This window comes from Chitinophaga filiformis (assembly GCF_021646545.1).
GTDB lineage: Bacteria > Bacteroidota > Bacteroidia > Chitinophagales > Chitinophagaceae > Chitinophaga > Chitinophaga filiformis_A.
Genome location: NZ_JAKIRP010000002.1, coordinates 821428 through 842874, shown reverse-complemented (window position 1 = coordinate 842874; position 21447 = coordinate 821428). Strand labels below are relative to the sequence as shown.

Below are 21447 nucleotides of genomic sequence, written 5' to 3'. Positions count from 1 at the left end.
TTACTTCATTTCTATTATCATGACTTATATATTCAAAGCTACCGCCTATACATTGCTTGCAGCCATTGCGCTTTCGCCTGCCTGTAAAAAGGTAGAAAATGGTTACCTGAGTAACCAGATACGGTATGTCGATAATCCGATGGAGATAAAGCGCGGACAGATTGAGCAAACCGTTGCAGTGAGCAATGATGGTTCGAGTGCGCCGGTTGTCTACAAATTGCTCGATATCAGGGACAGTACCGGACATCATGCGGATTCATTCTATGCCTCTTATAGCCGCTATGAATGGATCGGTGAGTTTAATCCGGACACCGACACCACAGTAGAACTGCTGAATAAGAAAAGACAGTTAGTGAATAAACCTCCTTTCGATTTCAATGTCCATACAGGTGCGTTTACTTTCTATAATACTACTACCAAAGTACCTTTGGGTAAGTATGATTTTGATATTCAGGCCAGCAACGAAAATGGCACCAAGATTTTCAAAAACATCGCCTCTTTTACATTGGTAGATGATGCTCCTTATGTAATCGGCGCCGGTGGAGGTGCCCTGTTCCTGGATGGTACTACTACCAGTTATGACATCGGAGCACCGGATGTAACAATCGTAAAGACTTCCGATGAAGGAACTAATATTGTCCTGAAGATTACAGACCAATATGGCAATGCATTTAATCCTGCAGCAGGAGAGATCATCAGAAGAGGCGACCGCAGTGATTTCGGAACCTATGCACAGTTCCATCCACTCGTGTACACAGACTCTACGATGACCTGTAATTTCGAAACAACTCCGTTTCCTTTGAAGCAAAGCACCTACGGTTACCTGATCTACTACCGTATTCCAAGTCAGTATGTGATAGCCGATCCTGGTTATGCACCGGACAACAAGCAGGTGTATAGTGCGAACCCAAGGTTCCAGTTTAATATTTACCAGGAAGGTACTTATGAGGTGACTGTGAAAGTGAAGCACGTGACCAGAGATCATTAACAATCATATCAGGTCAGAAGGGCTGTATCGTTAGTTGGGATACAGCCCTTTTTATTACCTGATGGATCAGCAGCCTACTCTTCTGCCGGCAGATCTGTCTCAAACAATCCGACGAAAACTAGCTTCAAACTACTATTTCTATAACACGGAACTGTCTACGCATCGCCATTCTTCTAACCAATTTTATCGCTTTAAGGAAAAGCAATTTTGCTTCGACATTTTCTTCTACAAAATAGAACCTCTCCCCTCTCCTACACACTATTATTTGGCGGAAAACAACTTTCATTCTACTTTAGCGCCATGAGTTATTACATACGCGTCCTCGGGACAGAAAATCCGGATATTCACTTAGATGAAATTTTAGAATCACTGAACGATGAAGGCCTCAGTGCCAGGTTGGGCGCGCTCAAAAATGAGACACCCGAAAAATGGACGCGTATTGAATTAAAGAATGACCATAACAAACTATTAGCTGTCATCGAGAGAGATGCGGTTATAAACGGAGGAATGGGCAAGGAAGAGCTGGATGAATTCAGGGCAAGCATCCTTGATTTTCAACCGACCGCTGCAGCCAAATGGTTGAATGACTTTTTTGACCGTGTACAGGTTATTTATGCCTTCAGACTGTTGCCTATCGGACTGGAAGAGGATAATTACTCCATTATCACCACCACACAATCCTTCATATGGGAAAAGGTGAAGGGCATTTTACAAGCTGATGAAGAAGGGTTTTCCAATGAAGAGGGTTACCATATTTTGTGGCAGTTCCCCGATGACGCAGATGGTGACTGGAACTGCGCGGTGTTAAACGCTGATGGGAAATGGGAGAACTTTAGTATGGACTTGGGTAATACAGAGCAGCAGAAAGCTTTTAAAAATGGTGTGATACCGCCGGGGGCAAAAAGACTTTAATAAAAGGAAGTTGAGATCTCAGGTATACTATGAGCAAGATATCAGCAAGGCCATCAGCAACCGCCGATGGCCTTGACATTACTTATCAAATACGCAAGCTATTACAATGTGTAAGATAAACTTAACTGATACACCATCCCTGCCTTACTCACCTCCTGATTAGGATCCGGCCTTTTCTTCCCGACGGGGAAAGTGATGATCGTCCATGAATTCAGCATAGAACCTGGAATGTAATCAAACTGCCTGAACTTGTTAATGATTGCGTAACCCGCACTCCCCGTCAGTGTCAGATGCTTGCCAAAGGTATGTTCATAATAAAGTTTCGCACTCCACTGTGTTGTCTGTATAAACCCGCTATTCTCATAATGACTGGAACTCTGTCTATTTGAAAGACGATAACTACGTGTAAAACCCCTTATCCCCAATGCCACATTATCCCGCTCAGTGATCAGATAAGCAGCACGGACATTAGTGGGAAACTGCCCATAGATATCCCAACGCGCGTTCGGACGATAATCAAAAGTAACATAAGGCGAGATCTGATGCCCAAAGAACTGATTGGAATAAGCCAGCCCCAAACCATATTTCAGTCTGGGTGAGCGGGCATATTTATATTGGAAACCAATAGTTCCACGGATGTCTTCTCCCGTGATATCCTCCCAATCTGAGAAAATCCCGATCTGTCCCAGGAGTGTGAATGTTTTCGTTGTATCACTGAATTTTCGGCTGTAGGCTCCCTGTAAAGCGACACTGTAAAGCGTTTCCTCCACTACGTCCCGGAAATTATGGAAAGTCATCTTTCCAAACTCCATCTTCAACATAAGCGATTCTTTAGGCTTCCTAAAAACAGGCATGGTAAGTTCAATGTCCAGCACTTTGGCGCTGGCAGAAGTATCACCTAACTTGACAGGTATGTAGATGTAGCCGATCTGGGCTAGTTCTTTGCGTTGCTGTGCGATACCAATTACCGGCGACAAACAGATTATTGCAATGATTAGCTGACGATTTAACATTTCGTGATGTGTTTAAATTGAGGATTATTTATTTCATGATCATCTTATAAAGCACTGGTGCAACGAACCTGGTTAATAACAGGGAGCTGAGCAGCCCTCCGATAAGCACCAGTGCCAGGGGCGAGAAGAAATCGGACCTTTCGATCACCAGCGGAATGAGCGCAAAAACTGCCGTGAGTGTAGTTAAGAAGATAGGCGTAAACCGCTCTTCTGTCGCCAGCTGTATGGCCTCATCCTTTGAGTGTCCGGCCACACGCATCTGCTCCGTGAAGTCCACAATGATAATCGTATTCTTCACCTCAAGCCCGATCAGCGTAATGATACCGACAAACGCCGTGAAGGAAAAGGTGTAGCCTCCTGCATACAAGGCCACTACAGCGCCAAGTATTCCCAGGGGAATGGCGGAGGCTACGATCACTGTTCCTCTTAATCCACGGAAAGCCAGAATAAGCACTGCAAGAATGCCAAATACGGATACTGCCAAAGCAGTTGACAGTCCGCCGAAAGACTCTTTACGTTTCTCAGCCTCTCCTCCCGCTTCGTAGAAATAGTTTTCGGGAAACCTGATCTTGTTGATCTTACTCAATACCTCATTCGTCACTTTGCCGGTGAGGTAACCAGTCTTGACATAGGCAGTCACCGTAATGCTTCTTCTTTTATTAAAGTGCTGCAATATAGAAGGAGCACTTTGCAGTTTGATTTCCGCCACCTGCGACAATGGCACTAACTTACCCGTTGCCGCACTGACATAGATCTGCTTGAATACATCAAAACTTCCCTTCGCATACTGATCCAGGGTCAGGTTTACATCAAGGTTATTACCGGCATCATCCGTAATTTCCGTTGCGGATACCCCTGCGAAAGTCGTACGAACTGATTTCGAAATTTCTGCAATGGACACACCGAGAGACAATGCCTTCTCATGATTGATCAGGATCTTTACCTCTACCTTCTGTTGTCTCAGCGGGTTGTCAATATCCCTGGCACCGGGTGTGCTCTTCAACGCCCCTTCCACCTGTCCTGCCAGCGTGTATAAGGTCTGAAGATTGTCTCCGAAGATGCGGATCTCTATCGGCGTACCCACCGGGGGGCCTTGCATGAACTCACGCACCTGTATAATAGCCCCGGGATACTTTGCAAACTCATTCCGCAGACTGTCCAGAAAGCCAGGGAAATGATCTTTATCATAGTGTTCAGTAAAACACAACAGCTGCGCTGTATTGGCCTTTTGTCCCGATTGACCGACATTATAATATACCTGCGGATTACCCTTGCCGATATTAGCGGCATATGCCCGGATATAAGGCTTTTCATGTAAACGCTGCTCTACCCAATGAACAACCTTATCCACAGCTTCAATATTCGCAGCAGCAGGCAAGGTCACATCAACGAGGAACTGCGGTTTTTCAGAGCTTGGAAAGAAACTAAAGCCTATTGCCTTCATCAGCATGAAACCCGCCAATACCAGCCCTAATGCCACAGTAAGCGTCATCTTCGGCCATTTCATACAGAACGTCAACATCCGCATAAAAGGGCCTTCATTGAACTTCATAATAGCCCTGTAGAAAACGTTGTCGCCTATCTGGTCTTTCAGGAGGAACTTTGACAGCAATGGCGTCATTGTTACAGATACCAGCAGCGAACCCGCCATGGTATAGATCACCGCCAGTGGTAAACTGCGTATAAAGTCGCCGGTGGCCCCCTGCAGCGTTACCAGTGGCAGAAAAGACAGCAGGATACAAACCGTTACCGTAATGATTGCCCTGATCAGTTGATTGGTACCATTGATAGCAGCTTCCTCCCTGCCCTCTCCTTTACGCAGTTTTGCAACAATATTCTCTACGACGATAATGGAATCATCCACCAGCAAACCCAACGCGATTACCAGGCCCACAATGGAAAACTGATTCAGCGAATAACCGGAGAGGTCTAACAGACCAATGCCTATGAAGATCGATACCGGTATGCTGAACATGACAACATAAGACGCTCTTAAACCCAGCGGAAGCAAGGTAAAGAGAACCAGAACGATAGCGATACAGAAATCGCGGTAGAGATTATTCAGGCGGTGAGACACGCTAAGGCTTTGATCAAAGACCTTCTCCAGTTTAATACCATTTCCTGCATGATAGAAAGACTTCAGCTCCTGTTCTACCTGTGCCGTAATGTCAAAGATATTGGCATCTTCCTGCTGGGTAACTGATATAAATACAGCACGCTTGCCATTATACCTGGCAAAATAGTTATCAGGCTCATATCCTCTTGTCACACCTGCAACGTCTTTCAGGTAAACAATGTGATCGCCGGAAGTTTTAATGATGGTGTTCCTGACCTGATCTTCACTTCTGTAGTCCCCTCCTATCTTGATATTATACCTGTTCACTGAAACATCAAGGTACCCTGCAGGAAGATTGACAGCTTCGCTTTTAATAGCATTGTTGATATCTGTCAGCGTAATGCCGTTAGCCGCCATCCGTGGCAGATCCATCTCAACATTGATCTGCTGGGCGGGAATAGCATGTAACAGGACTTCCCCTATCCCCTTCACCTTCTGAATGGCACGTTGTGCATTTTCTGCCATCAGCTGTAATTCACTGTAAGGTTTATCCTCACTGACCAATGCATATTGCAGAATGCTTACATTACTGGTTGATGACTGTTTTACATCAATACTCTTCACACCTGCAGGCAGATCTGGTTTTACTTTATTGATCTCCCGCTGCACCTCATCAAATTTCTTCTCCTCATCCGCCTTCTGAAGAAATTTGATCTTGATACTTGCAGAACCGTCACTTATCTTCGTCTGCATATATTCTATCAGATCAAGTGTACCCAGCTGCAACTCCAATGGGTTCACCACCAGCTGCTCAAGATCTGTGGGAGTAGCACCCGGATAAACAATATTCACGGTATACTGGGGAAGCGGGAATAGCGGGTCTTCACTCTTGGGCATCTTGCGGAATGACTGATAACCCCAGTAGGCGATCATCAGGAAAACACAGATGGAAAACTGTTTATTGCGAATAAAAAATCGTGGTATATTCATTATTACCTGGCATTTTCAATTTGAACCTTCTGCCCGTCCTCCAACCCGTCATTACCTGCAATGATCACACGTTCCGCCGGACTGAGCACTGTATACAGCACTGCTTTATTCTGCTTTATGCTTAATAGTTTCACTTCGGACCGCCGGGCAAGTGACTGAGCCGATACCGTATAAATGATGCCTGTGCCCTCATTTACCTGTGTCACAGCCTCCAGTGGCAGTAATGTGTATGACTGTTCATTCATTGCCGGCAAGAGCAGTTTGCCGGTAAGTCCGTAGACGATCGGCACCTGTTTTGGCTCAAAACGGATATAGCACTCGTATGTAAGCGTTACTGCATCAGGAATGGTGGACATCCTGTACACCACACCTTCCAGGGGATGTTCAGGCAATGCATCCAGTGTGAGGATGGTGCGCTCATTCAACTTTAATCTTAACCTGTCCTTATCGCTTAAACTGACCTTAAACATCCAATGCCTGTTACCGTCATTGCCATTACTCCCCAGTGTAAAGGCCAGTGCTCCGGATGGCTTATATTCACCTTTATTGATCTGTTTTTTCAGGATGACGCCATCCGCAGGCGCATAAATAGAAGTCTGGTCAAGATTGTATGCCAATGCGTCCTTTTGCGCTCTGCTGGCAGCCAATGCGGTTTCCGTATTCTGCAACTGCTCCATCGTGGCAATGGTGTCTTTCACCAGCACCTGCAGGCGTTTAATATCACGCATATACTGGCTGATCTTATAATCCAGCTGGTCAATCTGCGATTTATACTCAGCAGTGTTCAGACGTGCCAGCAGCTGACCTTTTCTGACAAAATCGCCTTCTTTTATGTACACTTGCTCAACAGTGCCCCCGGTTTTAAAGGAAAGATCTGACTGATCAATAGTAGTAATAAGGCCGGTGGCAATGATCGTATCTGCTAAAGGCGCGATCTCCGGATGCACAACTGTGACATGGGGGATGAGTGTCTCCACCCCCTGGCCGGGTTTCTGCCGGCATGCAAATAGCGCCAATGCTATAAGCATGCCGGTCATGTGATGTTTCTGCATAATTATTCCAGCTTGAGTTTTTTGCCTGTGGTTTTCTGGTAACCCACCAGTTTGAATTGAAGATTGTAATACCATTTTATCAGGTTGGCATCGGCCTGCCGAAGCTGTTCTTCAGCATCCAGCAGTTCCAGGATAGTTGCCATCTGCAGATCGAACTTTGACCTGACGGCACTGAAATAGACGTCTGCATTCTGATACGCTGCCAGCGATGACTGATAATTGGCGAGGTGAGTAACAATATCACTATATGCTGAGCGTTCATTCAACGCAATCTGCATGAGGCTATTATTATATTGCGCCTCCAAACTTTGCCGTTGGAAATAAGCCTGCCTTGCCCTGCTTCTATTTACACCATTGTTGAAGAGGTTCCACTTCAGGGAGAGCTCAAAATTGCTGTATGGTAGCCTTTTATTATTAAAGTTGATATTGGACCCGCTGATGCCGCCGGTCGCGTTCAGCTGTACAAGAGGGATTGTTGTCTGGGAGCGGATAGCTCTTTCCTGTAAACGGGCAGCGTCTGCATTGTGTTTAAGATAACTGGCATGATATCCTGTAGGTGATGTATCACGTGCACTGCTAATAAGATAGGTATGTTGCGATTGAAACAGGTAAGCAGAATCAATAAGAATACGCTCATCAAAAGAGCGGTTCAGTATAAAATTGAAATTAAACTGCGCCTTCATACAGGCATTCTCCCAATCCCTGTATTGCGCTTCCTTGTTACTCAGATCAGCTTTCGCCCTGTATAGGATGTCCTTCGTCTGTTTCTGTTGCCCGATCTGCACCTGAATACCCTCCACATTATCCTGCGCAATCTTCACGCTTCTGGCCATAGCCTGTTTCAGCTCGTTGGCCTGCAGGTATTGAAAGTAAGCATCCCTTATCTGTGCATCCAGTTCTGTTTTAAAGTCATCCAGCTGACTGGCAACAGCCTTACTATTTTCTTCTTTAACCTGCCTGTTGTACTGATTTTGCCTGTTATAAATGTTCTGTGTCAGCTGGATGGCTGATGAATATTGATTCTGATTCGGGAAATAAAACTTACCGTTCTTAATACTGCTCGTCTGCAGTTGAGAGAGAAATTCTGCGATCTCGCCGGTATGGCCTCCGGCCAGGTCGATAGGCTCCCTGATATTCTTCGTATAACCTGCGGAAAAATCTACCGTAGGTCCGGCTGTCCGCTTACTTTCTGTGAAAGCCCATAAAGCGTTTTGGTAGTCGTTGTTTAACCGGTGTATCGTAAGATTATTCCGTAGCCCCGTTTCACAGTAGCTATCAAGAACACCCTGTGCCCCCGCCGGGGCGGTAGCGATAGTGATGATAAGAAAGAAGACAATTCCGGCTGAATGCGCCCTGTTCATCATAGGTTGTTGTGTTTCGTAAAACAAACATACCCTATGAATGACCGTGGGAAAAGCAGAACCTGACCGATGTGGGCGAATTGGCGCCTTAGCGGGTCAAAATATTACCTCAGCGATTTTCCATCCATGAGAGAAAATCCGAACTTCTGGGTTTACTGACAATGATCTTTTCTTCTACCTTAACGTCGATATGTATCAATACACGTCTGCCCAGATACTGCTCTATTTCTTTTATAGCCCTAAACGCAACCAGGTACTGCCTGTTGGCACGGTAAAAATCAGCGGGATCAAGACATTGTTCAAGATCTTCCAATGTTTGTGGTACGACATAGCTCTTTCCTTCGGATGTATACACAAACGTCACTCCGTGTTTGATAATGAAGCACGATACATCAGAGACAGGCAAGGGAAAGATCTTAGTCTTGTGAGAGATCAGCAGACTTGTACGATAGGGTTTATAACTGGTCTGAATAGACTTGAGTAATCCGTCAAGATTCAGCGCAGCACCAGACGATGTTGTCTTCGTTCTCGCCAGGTTGGTCCGGAAGGTTTCTATCTTCTGTAAACTCATGACAAGCTTTTTCTCATCTGTAGGCTTTAGCAAATATGCAATGCCATTCAGTTCAAAAGCCTGAATCGCATACCCGTCATATGCCGTCGTAAAAATAATTGGGCATGTAATAGGATGTCGCTGAAAAACTTCAAAGCTTAATCCGTCGGCCAGCTGAATGTCACTAAAGATCAGATCAGGCTCATCATGCTGTTCCAGCCACTCCAGACTACTGTCTATACTATCTTTAACGGCAACGATCTGAAACGCAGGATCCTGTTTCATAATCATATTCTGCAGGTCCACAGCTGCGTTCACTTCGTCTTCTATAATCAGAATTCTCATACTTCATAAATTAAGGGGAGCAAAACACTGAACTTCTTTTCCTTCGTTTCAATTCTGACGCCCTTCTCAGACAGCAAACGGTACCTGTGATCCAGTGTCGCCAATCCTATCTTCTCAGACTTTTCAATAGAATAACGTGGTTGCAGATCGTTCTCGACATGTATAAAATCATCCTGGATACTGATCCTGACGCTGAGCGGTTTTGCTGCTGAAACCACGTTATGCTTGACTGCATTTTCAATAAGGATTTGTAAACTTACCGGCGGTATGATAGAGCTGAGATACCGCTCAGGCAGATCTATCTCTATTGACAAATTTGTTTCATATCGCCGCTCCAAAAGAAAAATATAGGATTGCAGAAATTCCAGTTCTTCGCTCAACGTAACAGTACCATTAACACCATGCTTTAACAAATACCTGTATACATCAGAAAGCCGGATCACAAAATCAACAGACCTTTCCGGATGCACCATGATAAGTGATTTCAATGAATTCAGTGAATTAAACAGGAAATGCGGATTCACCTGCTGTTTCAGGGCCTCATATTTAGCTACAATATTTTCTTTCTGTAACATCTCATTCCTCAGCAATGCCTCTCTCTTCGCAATGTTATTGTCCGTAGAAAACTTGATAATAAGAATGAAGAAATTAATTAAAAGACACCTGTAATATCCCCACTGACAAAGCACGCTCCACTCTTCAAATTTGCTCTTATATTCCACCATTACCGGCCTGTAATAGTTTAAGATCAGGATATAGATGAAAGCCGTCACAATCGTGATCAACAGGAAACGTAAGGCCGCCTGTATAATGCGCCAGCGTTTATAAGATGTTCTGAAATCAAAGGAAGTGAAAATGATGATCCAACTGGTTAGTGAGATCACAAAACCGGCCAGGAAGAGTGCCGCAATTTCAGAGGTGGTTAGCAAATTATCACGTTCGCCATAATCACCATAATGTCTGGCGCCACTTGTAATTAACGCAATGAAGATCGCATTAAGTATCGCGATCCGCGGACGGATCTTGCTCATCTTTCGAAACATGCCCTAAAGTTGCAAAAAATAGGGATGTTATTTTATAAAAATAAGTTAAAGTGTCCCGATTCCCGCCTGACATTGACATTTTCGGACCTGATCAACGCGTCCGTCGTTGCAGGCACTATCCCTCCAATTGAAAGTTCTCTAAAGGTACAGTCGCCCTACTCGCTTTCATAGCAAAAAAACAAAGCCCGGTAATACTACCAGGCCGATACTTAAACCTACAACTTGCCGCATACTGTTCGCGACTTGTTTTTTTCTGTTAATAATAGAAAACAATTACGTTTTCATTTACAATACAAATCTTAAACATTCGGGTTGTTGTGTCAAATAAAAAGTATCGAAGTGGGCAAAAAGGCAACTGAAAGGGACAGAAGCGTAGGTATCCGTCCGACCAACTGCATCTTACCGGTGGTAGAATTACCTAACTTTGTTACCGTACCTGTCTTCTATACGGATAATATAAAAAGGTTTTGGCATGAAGTCAATCGGTACGATGATTGTATCATCTATGTCACCCAACTGCGGCCATTTGTACCATAGACTATTCGTTTTGATACTGGACTGCTGATTAGGTCTTTTCTGTACCCCTTGCAGGAGAGGGGTTACCGTTTCATTCGCGTACATCTGCATTCGTGGATTGATACTGGTATAAATTTTCAGGCCATCTTCGTAAAGATTGTATGCCGAGCCGTCTACTTTTTTATGTTCTTTACACCAGTCTGTTAGTTCTTCCTGTAACACGTCACTGAAATAAGAAGCAGGACCCTGATTACAGTCGATTTTATTATACCGGAGAGTGATCGGTTGGCTTCTAGCATCCTCAGCTTCTTTCTCAGTTATAAATTCTCTTCTCTCCATCTGGTCAATCACAACATTCCGGCGCATGAGAGAAATATTCGGGTTCCGGAGAGGATTGTACAGTTTCCCTCCCTTTAGCATTCCAACAAGGGTGGCTGCTTCTGCCAAGGACAGGTGACCTGCATCTCTACTAAAGAAGGTGTGGGCAGCATTTTCAATGCCATATATGGTATCACCGAAAAGCGCTGTATTGAGATGAAGCGCGATAATTTCCTGTTTGGTAAAATGACGTTCCAGTTTTACTGTGAGTAACCATTCCTGCATTTTCTGGAAGCTGAGTTGTATGGCATTTGTTGCAATATCTGCTCCACCGTTGTTTACCAGTAACCTCCTGGCTAGTTGCAGGGTGATCGAGCCGGAACCATGTTTTGTTTTACCTATTAACAGGTACAAAGGGAAGTCCATAATGTGTCCGCGTTCAATGCCCGTGTGATTATAAAAACGCACGTCGTCCATTGCGATAAGTCCATTGACCAGATTTTTCGAAATTGAATCGTAGCTAGAGTAAGAACGGTTTGACTTATAATACTTGCCTACCACAGTATCATCTTCTGCAATTATCTCGGATGCTTTCACTGATCCTGGGTTCTCCAAATCTTCCAGTGACATTATGTTGCCTATTATCCCGAAATTTATGAGCAGTAGCATTAAAATGAAAAAGACCATTCCCCCCAAGGCTGTGAACCATAATATTTTAACAGAGTTTCTCATTTTTGTTGATTTCATTGGTATAGGTTTACCGAAGATACAATTAGAAATCTTAATGCCTGTGTGTGGACATACTATTCTTGTGTTCCCTTAACACACTATCAATATAGTTTTGGTTAAACTCGCATTTATTCTTCTTATACCAATCCTGCCATGCTTTCATATCCTTCTTGAAATCACTACGCGTTTCATACCCTATTGTACTGCTATAATCAGCTTTGGTAAATAGGCCAGTGGTAAAGCTTAAGTAAAAGAGCGCATAACGATAATCTTCTACATATGTTGCTTTCCCCTTTTGAAAACTGCGTACAATATTAAGCTGGTGCTCGAAATCGCTCTTGGCAGTTAAATCCACCGAGCATTGTTTACGATTGCAACATGTCATCGTCAATACAATAAATACTAATATTAGCTGTCGCATATTACCAGCCGGGTTTATTTTGGGTGGAATCAATTCGCTTTCTGTGTATCACCTATACCTATTCAACAACTCATACACATCGTCAAAGCGCTCAGCTAATGCACGATATTCTTCAGTCCATCCATTTGACATTGCTTGTTCCTGAAAGACGCTTGTTGGGGCAAAATGGATTTTTATCTCGTCAAGGATTCTTTCATGGTTCTGTTGTAACTGGTATATACATCTGTCTATCTCTTCCCGCAGTTCTATATGCGTTTCATAAGATGTCCAGATTAAATCTGAATCATCAGTAATTTTCTCCTTAACGATGGTAAGAATTGAAATAAGCTCAGTAATTAGCCCGCTTAAAGAATCCCGGTTTCCGTTCATATCGACTAGAGATTTCGTCTGTTACCACAGCCGGCGCAAAAACTCGCCTTATCTGTCCTGTTATATCTGAACAAACTGTTGAGTCCCCACCTTACGGAATTTGCACAGCGCAATCGAAAACGCTCCTTTCCTGGGCACATAAAATGCAAAACCCGCCTCATCAGCTGTTCGGTATATAGTTAATGATCAGCTATCACGGATTGAGCCTAATATTTCTTAATTACATTTTTCCATCCTCGCTGTTCGAGTTCTCTTAATATTAGATATTTCTCTCCTGAAAATCCGTCCTCAATACCTCGTAATCTAATGCCATTTTGGTCAATAATGGTGATAATTAGATATCTAGAGTTTCTTATTTTATATTTCTCTGAAGTCGCTGCTTCATCAACCAAACGAAGACATTTATCTGTTAAGTCATTTTCCACTCTAAACCGATTACCCAGTTCCCATATCCCACGTCGCGCCCCGAAAGCAAGACAACTATCAGACCCATTGTTCCATAAAACAAATGACTGATGAGTCGAGATCTCGCCCTCAAAATATGCTTCGATGATAATGATGGGGTGACGAGGATCAAAACAGATATCTTTTAAATAAGGTGCTATAAAATCTACAAAGGATGTTCTATCAAGGGAGTCAAGTCCATACCTACTAAAATCCAGTGAACTTTTAGTAACAGAACTCCAATTTATTAATTGTTTATTCAAATTGCATACTGGCGGCTGATTATCAGTACAGGATACAATAAATGCAGCAAATAAAAAGCATGTTATAAAATAAATCCGATTAAGTTTATTCACAATAAAACGTTTTATAAAATTCTCGCTGGTACTTTATTTTCCTCGCGAAGCTTGTTTTCGAATATTCGTACATTAACTTCTTCAACGGAAAGTATTTCGACCTTATTTGTGATTTCTTTGTCTTTTTTTCCAGACGACTTATCATCTGCTATTCCCCTTGCCATATTCAATGCATGTTTCAGCTCATGGCCTAAGCCGATGGATGGCGGTCTCACTGTACCACCGTTTACATCAACTCCACCCTCTTTCTCCCATGGACTAAAGTATATCGTTGTGTTACTGCCATCACTTTTTTTACCATCTGATTTGAGATAGGCATCATCTTCATTCTCTGGAGTCGTTTTGTTTCCATACATAGCTTCGGTAATAGACACTACTTTTTCAGAGTTAATTACTTCTTTCAACAGATTTGTTCCTTCGGTCTTAATTCCACCGGCAACGACTAAATTGCCTCTTTCAGGTGTGCCAGCCGCTACTGCGGTCAAGGAATTCGACATATTATAGATTTCTACCTTCCCTGAAGGCAGCAATATCAATTTATCACTCGTCAATCGCTGCAAATCGCGAAATGTCAAATCTATAAACTTAGCATCCCCCTTTAGAATTATATCAGTCGGAGCCATCCCATCAGAATCAGTAAATCTTATCGGATTATCAAACGCATAATCATAGGGCGAATGCCTCCTCATTTGCTCCGCAAGAGGGTCTATCACATGCCATCTTCCTAGCTGTTGATCATATATTCTCGCGCCATAATCATACCATTCCAATCCCCCTTCATCTCCAAACTCCCCGCTTTGCAATTCTTTTCCGTTATATTTTAGTCGATTCTCTGCATAATTCATGCCCTTCAACGCACTCGTAGAAATCCCCGCCATCGTCAATCCATACGGATAATAATGCGTCTCCTCCAACAACGGCCCACTATTCACGCCCAAAACGACATTATCAAAGAACACATCCTGTTGACTCTCATTGCTCGTATAAACATACAAAAATCCACTCTCTTCAATAGCCATTTTCTCGACTCCCAATTCCTGTAGCTCATCCGGGCTCTCTTTCACCTGCCTTACTCCACTATTATCCTCCACTAATTTAAAATCATCGTTGAATAACACAAAGTTTAAATATGCCTTCGGACGGCTTGAGTGTCCGTCATTATTCTTCTCCTTTAAACGCTGATAACTATTGTTATAGAAGTCCGCATTAAAAGGAGTATTGTTAGATATTGCCTCGGATGCGTGTGATCCATCTCCCCCTGTAGAGCCTCCAAACGCCTGTACCAGACCCGCTATCATATCTTCTACAGGAGCCTTCCCATTATTATCCGTTGGTCCTTGTGACTTATAAAATGCTTTTGCGTTGATTTGAACCGTATCACCAGCCATTACACGTAACACCAGCGACGGTCCGATCTTCTTCCCTCCTGCCTTCGCATTCAACTTTGCTACAAACTTGTTCTCTTCTGTAGTTTGATCGTCAGGATAACCGGATGTTTTTTCCGCACGGGTCTCCTCTACGTTACTGAACAATGCCACTTCCTGAGCTGCTACTTCTGTTTCCATTGTAGCAGCATACATCGTAAAATCAGTCTGATCAGTTAAAACCGTTCTTACGTTCCCCAAATGGTCCTTTTCAAAGTAATCGTAGGCATAGGTAACAGTAGTCCCTGTTTTATAAACCGGACGAATACGGCCCTCTTCATGACTTATCAATTCAAGACTGTCCTGTTTATACACAAAATTGCCCGCATAATCAGTTACAGTTGTTTTGGAAGGATTACCGGTATTATCGAGTACCGTCTTACTCAGCTTATTACCAGTTGCATCATACTGATAGGTAATGGTCCCTTTACCTGCGATTGTAATCACCGAAGGAAGATTCAAATGATTGTACACAATTGAGCTTATGTGTTTATTGGAATCAGCTACCATATTACCATTTCCATCATAGAAATAATCATTACCAGTATTTGTACCATCCACAAAGTCACCTAATTTGGCGGATGCCGTCTTTGCTGGATTCGGATCAGCCACTGCCGCAAGCTTATTGCTATTAGCTAAATAAGTGTAACTCAGACGATCTATGGTGTCAATCTTTGTCCCCACCATTCCTTTCTGCCACATGGATTTGATATTACCGTTGACATCATAAGTCAGATTGCTAACTGTAAAGTCCTTTTTATCCTGCGCCCAGCTTCCACCATTTTTTTGACTAAAATATGCCCCCGTCAGACGGTTAGCCTTATCATAGTTATAACCATAAGCCCAGGCACTATCCGCACGTGTCTTCCACTTAACACCAGATATATTACCATTATACTGACTGGAATCAAATCCATAGTCGTAGCTCAGCTCCTGTCCAAACCAGTTCGATGTGCTGGTTCCACTGTTTACAAAGTTCATGTTGATACCCTGCAACCAACCACGGATATTATAAGTATAGTTTAAACTGTCAATCACACTTCCGGTAGTCCCCATTCCCAGACGCTTCAGCTTCAATTGACCCAGTTCATCGTAGTTGTTTGCAGAAATCAGCCTCTCCTGGCTCACATCATCGTTTAACCGTTTCCTCACAGTAAGCAGTCTACCTGCATGATCATAGGTCATACTTGTCAACAGTGTACTTTGCGGCGTAATGCTTTTAGGATTCTGGTGACGAAGGTATGTCGCCAATACTGCTCCTTTGAAACTATACAGGGTTGTCAGCACATCCTTTCCTCCCAGATTATTTTCACTAATCACCTGAATAGCACGGCCCTTGTCGTTGTAATAAGTAGTTGTAGTCAGCCACTTGTTAGTCCCCAGTACCCTTACTTTACCGCCGGTTACCAAGCCTGTGGTCAGACTACCTACCGGCAGCTTCTCAGGATATAACGTATCAGCAGCTAACAACTTTCCAGTGTCTGTGCCCATAAAAGCCAACTTGTCTGAATAGTTATAGTTGTCGTAAAACGTATATGTCAGAGGCGTTAAGGCCGATGCAGATATATTGGGTAATGGATTTGAAGCAGTAATCACTGTGGTATCACCAGCTGTCGCAGGGTCAATCCTGACTTCTGTATCTCCTCCAACGTTAGAGTCAAATCCGTCCAACATACTAATGCTGTTAGTAGCGGTATATAATGGACTTCCGTCATGACTATACAATGCCACGTCTGCTTGTGCCGGTGCTACATAAGAAATAGCCTGTGAAGATACCGCTCTGTTCATCCTTGCCTGTAAAGTATCTCTTGTGGCAGTTCCCTGATAAATGGCGGTCATAGTAGGACGGTTCAACTCATCATAAAAAGTTACCATCCACTCCATAGAGGGTTTTGTCCGTTGCAAAGAATCCTGCGTAAATACAAGCCTGTCCCGCACATCATACACCATAAATATCCTGCCGGCACCTGGCACCTTTTTAACTACCATACGTTGCCTAGCATCGTATTGGTATTGGAAGCACAACTCATCAGCTATAGCTGTACTTATCACCCATGTCCCTTTTATAGCCTCCACAGCCAAAGGTGGTATGACAAAACGGAGATTCCCCAGATCGTCGTAGACGTAGTAGGTACACAACCAGCCTATATGTCCGGTACCCGGAGTACTTGCTATCTGCACCTTCTTTAATAGTACCTGACCTTGCTTATCCTTATACTCCACCACCTGACTGCCTTGCTCGTCTACGGTCACATTTTTTTGTAACTGCCCCGTGGCGAAATTACCTGTACTGGTCGGAATTACGCTTCCAATGTTCCATAATCTCACCGAATCAGCAACGGAATTAACCTGGTATCGCATCTGTACAGGATGAGTGGCCCAGCTATTACCAGCCGAATAAGCCTTAAGTGGCCTGTTAAGCGGAGATTGCTCAAATTCCTGCTGAGCATAGTAAATATTTTCGCCTGCAACTCCAGGATTAAGCAGCCCATTCTGATAAAATGTCTTCTGTGCACTGAATGGATCAGTCTTAAACTTGCCGTCATTGAAATTCCCAGATTGCTGTACATAGGGAAGGTACTTGTACTGTTCTCTGCCAAATGCATCATATATTACCGGCGCCACCAGGTCTTTTCCTCCACTGCTGACTCCCTTGGAAACCGTTTGTATAGGACGACCAAGACCGTCCACATATTGAGTGGTCTGTTTCACCTCCCTTACCTTCCTTGCTGTAGATATAACAGCAGCTGTATCTGTTAATGGCATATCAGGCTCCCAGGTGCGAACATAGTTAACAGACGTATTAGTATATGCTGAAGGAACCGTTACTGCTGTTGCCGTACTACGTGTTCCACCTGGCTTGTTAGTTTGGGCGAAGGCACCATCAGAAATAGCTGATATTGCCGACAATGCTCCTGTATATATTACGTATTTAATAAAATTCATAGGTACTCGCTTATTTAGTGAGAGGTGCCTGGTACTGGTAACCGATTTGTTTTAAGATATTGCCGTTTTGATCCCGGATCACCTTCAGCCTGCCAAATCCGTCATACTCATAAGTATTTGTCTTGCCACTCGGATCTGTGATGGTACTTATTCCATACAACGGGGAGTAAGAATAAGTAGTGATAAGCGCCTTGTTAAGCCTTGCATCCGAACGAAGTGGAGCCAAAAAAGTTTTTATGGCCACATCCGTCGGACTTACCTGATTGCCAAAGCTTGACACAGCAGCTGCTCCTCCAAGAACACTTTCTACAATAGTATAATCAGCATTTTTAATCTCCGCTATCGGAAACTGCCTATTATAGCCCCATATATAACATGTAAGCATTCCATTCTCCTGACCTGCCGATTTTGGATTCCCCTTACTGTCATACGCATCGTATCTTAACCGTATTTCAGCAGGAGTATTCTGGAATTGTGTCTGAACCGTTTGCGGTAAAATAGCAAGTGCATTGTCAGGCCAGTTCTTTTTATAATTCGTAGATAGCTTTCTCTGCTTCACCTGGCTCACTTGTAGTTCTGTTTCAATCACCGGATTGATCATATTGCGGGTAACCATATCCTGATAGGGATCTGTTTGTCCGGCAACCACTTTATCTGCAGGATAGGTATACACCTCCATCACTTCCTGTTCTTTACTGTTGGTAAACCTGTGTTTCTTCAAATAATAGAAATCCGGGTCATATTCATACGTGTTGACAGTAGTCATGGTTTGACCTGATACGGGATCCCGTTCGGTAACACTGGTGCTTGCAAGATCCCTTCTTCCTGCGATAGGCAGATAATAGTTATATAAAAAGCCAATAGCGGGATAGCCTGACACCTTAACAGAAGTATAAGTATCATTATAGTCGTCCGGCACATTATATAGCACAGGTGCAATCGTATAGGACGTGAAATTATTCAACGTTGCCTGGTTGGAGTAATCCAGCATTAGTTTATCCGTATATGCATTGACCGTCGTTTTAACAATATTATCACTTCCATCATATACTACCTCTTTCTGTACAGAGCCGTAAAGCCAGGTAGCATTGCTGGCGGGTACAAATGGGAAACTGCCATTCGAACCGCGGCTCGGAAATGTAAAAAAGCGTTCAATTTTCCCATTGCTTTTATTACCATTTCTAAAATATTCAACCGTACGCTTGTAGGCGACAGGGCTTCCAGCTGTGTATATTATATCATACGCAGAACTACTTTGACGAAGGCGTATTAATGGTGGCCCTCCTACATAGGTTGCACCATTCGATATGGACACATTGAGCAAACCCTCATATCGGGTTGTATATGTATATGTGGGATACGTTGCCAGAACTCCAGATGAGAGGCTGTCGTCTCCCTTATATTCATACTCTCGCACCATAGCGGGACTGGTAGAAATGCCATCATAATCAAGGATTCTCTTTGCCCGCAGTCCACCGACAAATGGCTGTTTATGGCTGTAAGTTACCGTATGGGATGTTTGTGACTGTTTTTCCCGCCATTTCAACTGCGCCACCGCACTATAATTGCTAACCTGGAGCATATTATAATAAAAGCGTATCCGGTACTGTGTTCCTTTCACGAGATTCGGAACGGAGAAGGTTATAGAAGACTGAGTCAGCGGCGAGGTAAAGTCCCGCGATGCCAGTAAACTTCCAGCAGGTGAAAACATCTCAATCCTCAGTGCGCAGCTGCCGTTGCAAATTTGACCAATACCCGATGGCTGCAGGGATAAGGTAAATTCAGTACTCTCGGGCTCTCCGTTAAAGGTAAAATACGTATCCTGGAAAGAAGGCGTTCCATTGTTCATACTTAGACTAAACGATTGCATCTTGTCAAGGTATGGCGGATCATTGACCACAACGGAAAAACTCTTATCCAGCCATCCATCATAAGCCTGGTTAGGCTCTAATTGAAATTCCGTCCAACCGCCCGTGGGATAAATAATTTTGTATAGCGAACCCGCCTGGCATCCCGAAGAATCGGTATCACGGTTAACGCCCGGCAATTCAAATTCTCCGCCAACATTCTGTGCGAAAATTTCATGTGGAATTCTCCGTTCATTCTCTGACAACACCCAAAAAGTTGGATAGCCCCAGTGGTCCTGATGATTATCCAGCCTTGGCGGCAAGCCTCCTTTATAGAAAAATTGATATGGAGCATCCTGCACTTCCGCATTCAAGCCCGCAAACGGTATGACCTTTAAAAGGGTGGCTCTGTTACCAAGCGAGTAATCCTGCTGAAGATTATAGCCTCTCCCGAGCTGTTTATTTGGGTCCTGTATCAAGATCCTGGAAAGCAGATAATCATTCAGTAAGTCGGTTCTTGGAGTGGCGCTATAAATGAACTGAATATTAAGTCCCTGTGGCAGAGATATCTTTCTTAGTTTCTTGCCAAAAACCGCCTGGTCATGCCCGGAATAGGTGTCCATGACCGTATTAGAGGTGGATGGATAAAGATCGGCTACTTCCGTCTCTGTTACAGAGGTAGTATATGCATTGATTTGAACATCATCATACTCCAGCGTAATACTATCCTGTCCTGACGGAGCATATATTGCCGTCAGGAACCACGATGAATTAAACTGAGAATGAAACGAAACACCGGGAAGCCAGGTTCTCTCATAAGCGCTGAAAATGTATTTAATACCATTTTCATCCGTTATCGTAAACTTTGTTATTCTTGATTCACCATTTGATAAAGTGGTCACTTCCTTTTCTATCTTCGCCTTCAGCGCATCGAGCATTAAGATATCACCATTCCTTCCATACACAAATCTTCCAGACCGGCCGTTGAAATTGAAAGTAAAAAGGTCCTGTTCAATGTCTAATTGCCTGTTATACGCTTTCACAAAGGGCTTGTAAGAAGGCGCATTGGCAGGATTATTACCCGTGGCTCCATCAAAATAAGGCGTATTTAAAAAACCGTCATAGTCTTCGTCGGGCGTGCCCTTCACTACCCTGGATACGACACCACCGGCATTCAGCGCCCAGCCAAGCCCCACATTGGACGCGACTTCGTCCACCCTTACCCCACCTGCATGATAATCCAGTGATACCGCAAGGGACAGCCCGGTATTCTTATTTGAATACTCATATACAGGTACTGATACCTGCGGAATTCCAGTTGCGGGTCCTACCGGTATATTACCAAATTTAGTAAAGGCCGCGGCATTAGGAGATGGCGGCACAGGATTGTCTAGTTGCGGGTTAAGATTGTTGGTCACCTGACTAAAAGCATGCGTACCAATGGCCAGCAATAAGCATGATATAAAGAGTTTTCTCATCCGATTCTTTTATAGCTAATTCATTTCTTCTTACAGAGGCCTTCCGGCATAGCAAGATTTGTGTCCCATTTATTCATTTATGTATCATGTTCGCCAGATCAGGATTTGCCTTATAACAATCCTGATAGCTATTACAGACTAAGATCTAAATTGAGAATTATGAATATGCTCGAACAAAGTATAGGAACCTACGAACGGGTTACTGGGCAACATCTAATTTCAACTAGTCACAAAGGTGGTCAAACCATGCGATAAAATACATAACATCTTAGTTGTATGTATGTTACAC

Annotated in this window: 14 protein-coding genes; 2 read left to right on the top strand and 12 right to left on the bottom strand. The window is 43.6% G+C overall.

Annotated features, from left to right (window positions below; all coding sequences use genetic code 11):
• Window positions 1–19 precede the first annotated feature (19 nt).
• Complete coding sequence (locus L3C95_RS09645; protein WP_236387162.1) at window positions 20–988, top strand: DUF5007 domain-containing protein; 969 nt, start codon at window positions 20–22, stop codon at window positions 986–988.
• A 300-nt stretch (window positions 989–1288) separates the two neighbouring features.
• Window positions 1289–1900 (top strand): hypothetical protein, encoded by a 612-nt coding sequence (locus L3C95_RS09640; protein ID WP_236387161.1) that lies wholly within the window; start codon window positions 1289–1291, stop codon window positions 1898–1900.
• A gap of 101 nt (window positions 1901–2001) precedes the next feature.
• Here the strand turns inward: L3C95_RS09640 and L3C95_RS09635 are convergent, their stop codons facing one another.
• From L3C95_RS09635 to L3C95_RS09580, 12 genes are all read right to left on the bottom strand, one after another.
• Window positions 2002–2913: a DUF6268 family outer membrane beta-barrel protein gene (locus L3C95_RS09635; RefSeq protein WP_236387160.1), complete on the bottom strand. Its 912-nt coding sequence runs from the start codon at window positions 2911–2913 to the stop codon at window positions 2002–2004.
• Between the two features lie 28 nt (window positions 2914–2941).
• Entirely contained in the window at window positions 2942–5959 is a 3018-nt protein-coding gene (locus L3C95_RS09630; protein ID WP_236387158.1) for an efflux RND transporter permease subunit, read from the bottom strand.
• Window positions 5960–5961: 2 nt separating this feature from the next.
• Window positions 5962–7011, bottom strand: a complete 1050-nt coding sequence (locus L3C95_RS09625; protein WP_236387157.1) for an efflux RND transporter periplasmic adaptor subunit — start codon at window positions 7009–7011, stop codon at window positions 5962–5964.
• 2 nt (window positions 7012–7013) lie between these two features.
• Window positions 7014–8375 (bottom strand): TolC family protein, encoded by a 1362-nt coding sequence (locus tag L3C95_RS09620; RefSeq protein WP_236387154.1) that lies wholly within the window; start codon window positions 8373–8375, stop codon window positions 7014–7016.
• A 106-nt stretch (window positions 8376–8481) separates the two neighbouring features.
• A complete protein-coding gene (locus L3C95_RS09615) occupies window positions 8482–9267 on the bottom strand; it encodes a LytR/AlgR family response regulator transcription factor (protein ID WP_236387152.1) in 786 nt (261 codons plus the stop codon).
• Window positions 9264–10310 carry a sensor histidine kinase gene (locus L3C95_RS09610; RefSeq protein ID WP_236387151.1) on the bottom strand — a complete coding sequence of 349 codons (1047 nt, stop codon included), beginning with the start codon at window positions 10308–10310 and terminating at the stop codon, window positions 9264–9266. Before L3C95_RS09610 ends, L3C95_RS09615 begins: the two co-directional genes overlap by 4 nt.
• 414 nt (window positions 10311–10724) lie before the next feature.
• The gene (locus L3C95_RS09605) at window positions 10725–11891 is read right to left on the bottom strand and encodes a transglycosylase domain-containing protein (protein WP_236387148.1); all 1167 of its coding nucleotides are present in this window, start codon (window positions 11889–11891) and stop codon (window positions 10725–10727) included.
• Between the two features lie 34 nt (window positions 11892–11925).
• Window positions 11926–12228: a hypothetical protein gene (locus tag L3C95_RS09600; RefSeq protein WP_236387147.1), complete on the bottom strand. Its 303-nt coding sequence runs from the start codon at window positions 12226–12228 to the stop codon at window positions 11926–11928.
• Window positions 12229–12342: 114 nt separating this feature from the next.
• Window positions 12343–12663 (bottom strand): hypothetical protein, encoded by a 321-nt coding sequence (locus L3C95_RS09595; protein WP_236387145.1) that lies wholly within the window; start codon window positions 12661–12663, stop codon window positions 12343–12345.
• A gap of 206 nt (window positions 12664–12869) precedes the next feature.
• Window positions 12870–13463 (bottom strand): hypothetical protein, encoded by a 594-nt coding sequence (locus L3C95_RS09590; RefSeq protein ID WP_236387144.1) that lies wholly within the window; start codon window positions 13461–13463, stop codon window positions 12870–12872.
• A gap of 11 nt (window positions 13464–13474) precedes the next feature.
• Entirely contained in the window at window positions 13475–17833 is a 4359-nt protein-coding gene (locus tag L3C95_RS09585; RefSeq protein WP_236387142.1) for a DUF6443 domain-containing protein, read from the bottom strand.
• A gap of 10 nt (window positions 17834–17843) precedes the next feature.
• A complete protein-coding gene (locus L3C95_RS09580) occupies window positions 17844–21158 on the bottom strand; it encodes an RHS repeat domain-containing protein (protein WP_236387139.1) in 3315 nt (1104 codons plus the stop codon).
• Between the last annotated feature and the right edge of the window lie 289 nt (window positions 21159–21447).

What these genes read in the sequence shown, in the direction of transcription:
- L3C95_RS09645 (WP_236387162.1), top strand. Translation starts at nt 20, where the DNA reads ATGACTTATATATTCAAAGCTACCGCCTATACATTGCTTGCAGCCATT.
- L3C95_RS09640 (WP_236387161.1), top strand. Translation starts at nt 1,289, where the DNA reads ATGAGTTATTACATACGCGTCCTCGGGACAGAAAATCCGGATATTCAC.
- L3C95_RS09635 (WP_236387160.1), bottom strand. Translation starts at nt 2,913, where the DNA reads ATGTTAAATCGTCAGCTAATCATTGCAATAATCTGTTTGTCGCCGGTA.
- L3C95_RS09630 (WP_236387158.1), bottom strand. Translation starts at nt 5,959, where the DNA reads ATGAATATACCACGATTTTTTATTCGCAATAAACAGTTTTCCATCTGT.
- L3C95_RS09625 (WP_236387157.1), bottom strand. Translation starts at nt 7,011, where the DNA reads ATGCAGAAACATCACATGACCGGCATGCTTATAGCATTGGCGCTATTT.
- L3C95_RS09620 (WP_236387154.1), bottom strand. Translation starts at nt 8,375, where the DNA reads ATGATGAACAGGGCGCATTCAGCCGGAATTGTCTTCTTTCTTATCATC.
- L3C95_RS09615 (WP_236387152.1), bottom strand. Translation starts at nt 9,267, where the DNA reads ATGAGAATTCTGATTATAGAAGACGAAGTGAACGCAGCTGTGGACCTG.
- L3C95_RS09610 (WP_236387151.1), bottom strand. Translation starts at nt 10,310, where the DNA reads ATGTTTCGAAAGATGAGCAAGATCCGTCCGCGGATCGCGATACTTAAT.
- L3C95_RS09605 (WP_236387148.1), bottom strand. Translation starts at nt 11,891, where the DNA reads ATGAAATCAACAAAAATGAGAAACTCTGTTAAAATATTATGGTTCACA.
- L3C95_RS09595 (WP_236387145.1), bottom strand. Translation starts at nt 12,663, where the DNA reads ATGAACGGAAACCGGGATTCTTTAAGCGGGCTAATTACTGAGCTTATT.
- L3C95_RS09585 (WP_236387142.1), bottom strand. Translation starts at nt 17,833, where the DNA reads ATGAATTTTATTAAATACGTAATATATACAGGAGCATTGTCGGCAATA.
- L3C95_RS09580 (WP_236387139.1), bottom strand. Translation starts at nt 21,158, where the DNA reads ATGAGAAAACTCTTTATATCATGCTTATTGCTGGCCATTGGTACGCAT.